The organism is Microcoleus sp. AR_TQ3_B6, from assembly GCF_036702785.1.
Lineage (GTDB): Bacteria > Cyanobacteriota > Cyanobacteriia > Cyanobacteriales > Microcoleaceae > Microcoleus.
Genome location: NZ_JAUBVJ010000204.1, coordinates 1 through 3064, shown reverse-complemented (window position 1 = coordinate 3064; position 3064 = coordinate 1). Strand labels below are relative to the sequence as shown.

Annotated in this window: 2 protein-coding genes and 1 pseudogene; all 3 read left to right on the top strand. The window is 45.1% G+C overall.

Translation table 11 applies throughout. The features are described from left to right. Positions 1-353 precede the first annotated feature (353 nt). Positions 354-588, top strand: a pseudogene (locus QUB56_RS36630) (RNA-guided endonuclease TnpB family protein); the annotation flags it as partial. Between the two features lie 165 nt (positions 589-753). Beyond that, positions 754-1128 (top strand): response regulator, encoded by a 375-nt coding sequence (locus QUB56_RS36625; protein WP_332961262.1) that lies wholly within the window; start codon positions 754-756, stop codon positions 1126-1128. A 340-nt stretch (positions 1129-1468) separates the two neighbouring features. Then, on the top strand, positions 1469-2794 hold the full coding sequence (locus QUB56_RS36620) for a HAMP domain-containing sensor histidine kinase (RefSeq protein WP_332961261.1): 1326 nt from the start codon (positions 1469-1471) through the stop codon (positions 2792-2794). The last annotated feature ends 270 nt before the right edge of the window (positions 2795-3064 follow it).

The window sequence follows — 3064 nt, the reverse complement described above, 5'->3', positions numbered from 1 at the left end:
GTTTTTGGCTGGCATTTTTGTATTGATTGACTCAACTAAATTTTTATTATACCCTATTTAAAGGCACAACAGCTTAGTCATTAGTCCTTAGTCATTAGTCATTAGTCATTAGTCCTTAGTCCTTAGTCAACAGTCAACAGTCATTAGTCATTAGTCATTAGTCCTTAGTTTTTCGGGAAAATTCCCAATTCCCAATTACCGCTGATACCAATTTTTGATGAGGCTGCATAGAATCCGCTCACCCTGGCGCCCCCCGCGTCCGGGGGGGGACAAGAGTCCGATCTTTCGTCCCCCAACTATCAGGGAGATGCGAGGGGGATCGAGATATGTGCAACTTCACATTAAATTGGTATAAATACCCTGTGTTCACTGGCAAGCGAATCAAGAGAGTTTTGTACAAAACATCAGTCGGCCAATTAATTAATTCTGATGTCAACGTCGCGTACAATATTCTTAGAAAAGCAATCCCAAATGCGTTTAGCACTCTTGATAGGGAGCTGCGTAGTTAGGCCGAGGCGGGTCAATCCGCTTCAAGTAAAAATGAAAGGGGAGGGGCTTAATCCCTCCCATGTCATGTGCAATAAATGACTATACTTTTACCAGCTATAACCGCTCGTGACTGTCCATCGTTTTGCTGCCTAGTATTTGTAAGCAGCAAAACCTGAGCGGGAGCAAGACGATTTACATCTCAAGGTAGATGTCGGTGAATCCTGTCTTTGAGATATTCAATATGAAATATAACTATTTATACTAATGCCGCATCTTTTGTTGGTAGACGACGAAGCCCCACTCTGTGAAAGCCTTGCTTACTCACTGAGAAAGGAAGGCTATGAGGTCACTACAGCAGCAGATGGACACAGCGCCATCAAACAATTCCACAAGCAAGTACCCGATATCATTCTGCTCGATCTGATGATGCCAGAAGTTGATGGGATGGAAGTGTGTTGGCGTATCCGCGCTTTTTCTAATGTGCCTATACTGATGCTAACGGCTAAAGACCAAGATATGGATAAAGTGTTGGGCTTAGAGGCAGGGGCAGATGATTATGTGACCAAACCCTTTAATACGCAGGAATTGCTTGCACGGATTAAAGCTTTGCTGCGCCGCCATCATGTGGAATCTGCTTAAAAGCGGTTAAGGCATCCTTCAAGGGTTTGATAGCTCGGTTGGCTCAATCCGTGACCAATGGCGCTAGATTAGGATCACTTGCAACGGATAAGCTGTTCAGCATTTAAATAGAATGTCAACAAACAATCTAAGTCTTGTGGGGTGGGCGTCTCGCCCGCCCTGAATATGCAATTTAAATGCGTGACAGCTTACACCATTTATCCCAGCCATGTTTGAGCCGATGAAATTTTTTGCCCAAGACTCCTTCACGAGCAGATGGTTAGCATCTCTTCGGTGGAATTCAATCCACACGAAGCTCTTGGCTACCTACCTGATCCTGATCGTCTTAGGAACCTCGCTTATGTCTGGTTACATCCTATGGACGTTTTATGCCTTTTTCATGCAGTCTCGTCAGACAGATTTAGAAAACTGGGCAACAGCACTGAGCGAGAGCGTTGCAGATGCCCTCGAAGAAAAAGATATGCAACGGGTGCAGATCATTGTCCGGCGCTATGGGGCACCCGCCAATATCGCACTCCGTGTATTTGATGCCCGAGGTTCGCTGCTAGCCACCTCTAACCCTCAAACAGATCGACAAATCACCAATTGGCTGCTGATATCTGGCGTTTCAGAAGGACTACACGGTCATTCGGTGCAGGGCGTTACTAAAGGGGTTTTATCAAGGGACGATCGCCTCTATATTGTCAAACCGATGACTCGCAACGGTCAGATGTTGGGGATATTGCGCATCTCAATTACTTTAGAACAGTTTCAGAAACAGTTTGTAAGGGTGATCTGGACAATTTTAGCCGCCCTTGGCATTACTATTTTTCTCTGTACCTTGGTCAGCGATCGATTAGCCCGGAGTCTCTCTAAACCCATTGAGGTGATGCGAAACTTTGCGATTAGCGTGGGTAGAGGACAGTTTGATGACAAACTTGTGATTCGTCAAAGCAATGAACTAGACCAACTCGCAACGGAACTGAATCGTATGAGTGAACGGTTGAAATCATTGGACAACGAACGCAGAGCCTTCCTAGCGAATGTTTCCCATGAACTGCGGACCCCTGTGAGTAACGTTCAGGTCACCATTGATGCGCTGGAGCGTGGCGCTGTGGATGAGCCGGAGTTGCGCGATCGCTTCTTTCAAACCATCAAAGAGGAGACGAAGCGGCTTTCGGGCTTAATTCACGATTTGCTTGATTTAGGACGCTTAGAAGCGGGTGTCACGCTATTAGAAATCCAAGCCATTGCCTTAGAAAGTGTCATCAGCCGTGCGATTAGAGCAATGGAAGTTCGTATGCAGGCTAAAAACGTGACTGTAGAAGTTGATGTTGCTGACCTTCGGATTATGGGCGATTCGGAACGCTTATTACAAGCTTTTTTGAATCTCTTAGACAATGCGATTAAGTACTCTACCCCCAATGCTCGTATTTTCATTGCTGCCTCTGGTAACAAGCAACAGGCTCTGATTTCAATTCGAGACCAGGGAAGCGGCATTCCTGAAACCGATTTACCTCGCATTTTTGAACAGTTTTACACCACGAGCCGCTCTAGTAAGAATGGGGTTGGTCTGGGTCTAGCGATTGCCAGACGCATTATTGAAGCGCATGGAGGCAGCATTACAGCCAGTAGTAAACCCGGTCAAGGGGCTGTATTCACCCTTTCTCTACCCTTAGAATCATAAGTAGTCGATCCCGTTGTCTGCTTCCGTGTCACTTCTTCCACCTGACTCACAGCAGTATTAGTCAAATGGATAGGAAAACCCGACTCTGCCAAATCAGACAATCTAGATTTAATTATCTTTTTATTTAAAGAAAAATGTTGTGCTAATTCTTTGTCAGGACATTTGCATTTTTTATAATTATTTAGTAGTCTCTAATAGCTGGTAAAACTATAGTCATTTATTGCAATGACATGGGAGGCGTCAGCCCTCCCCTTTCTGTTTTACTTTGAG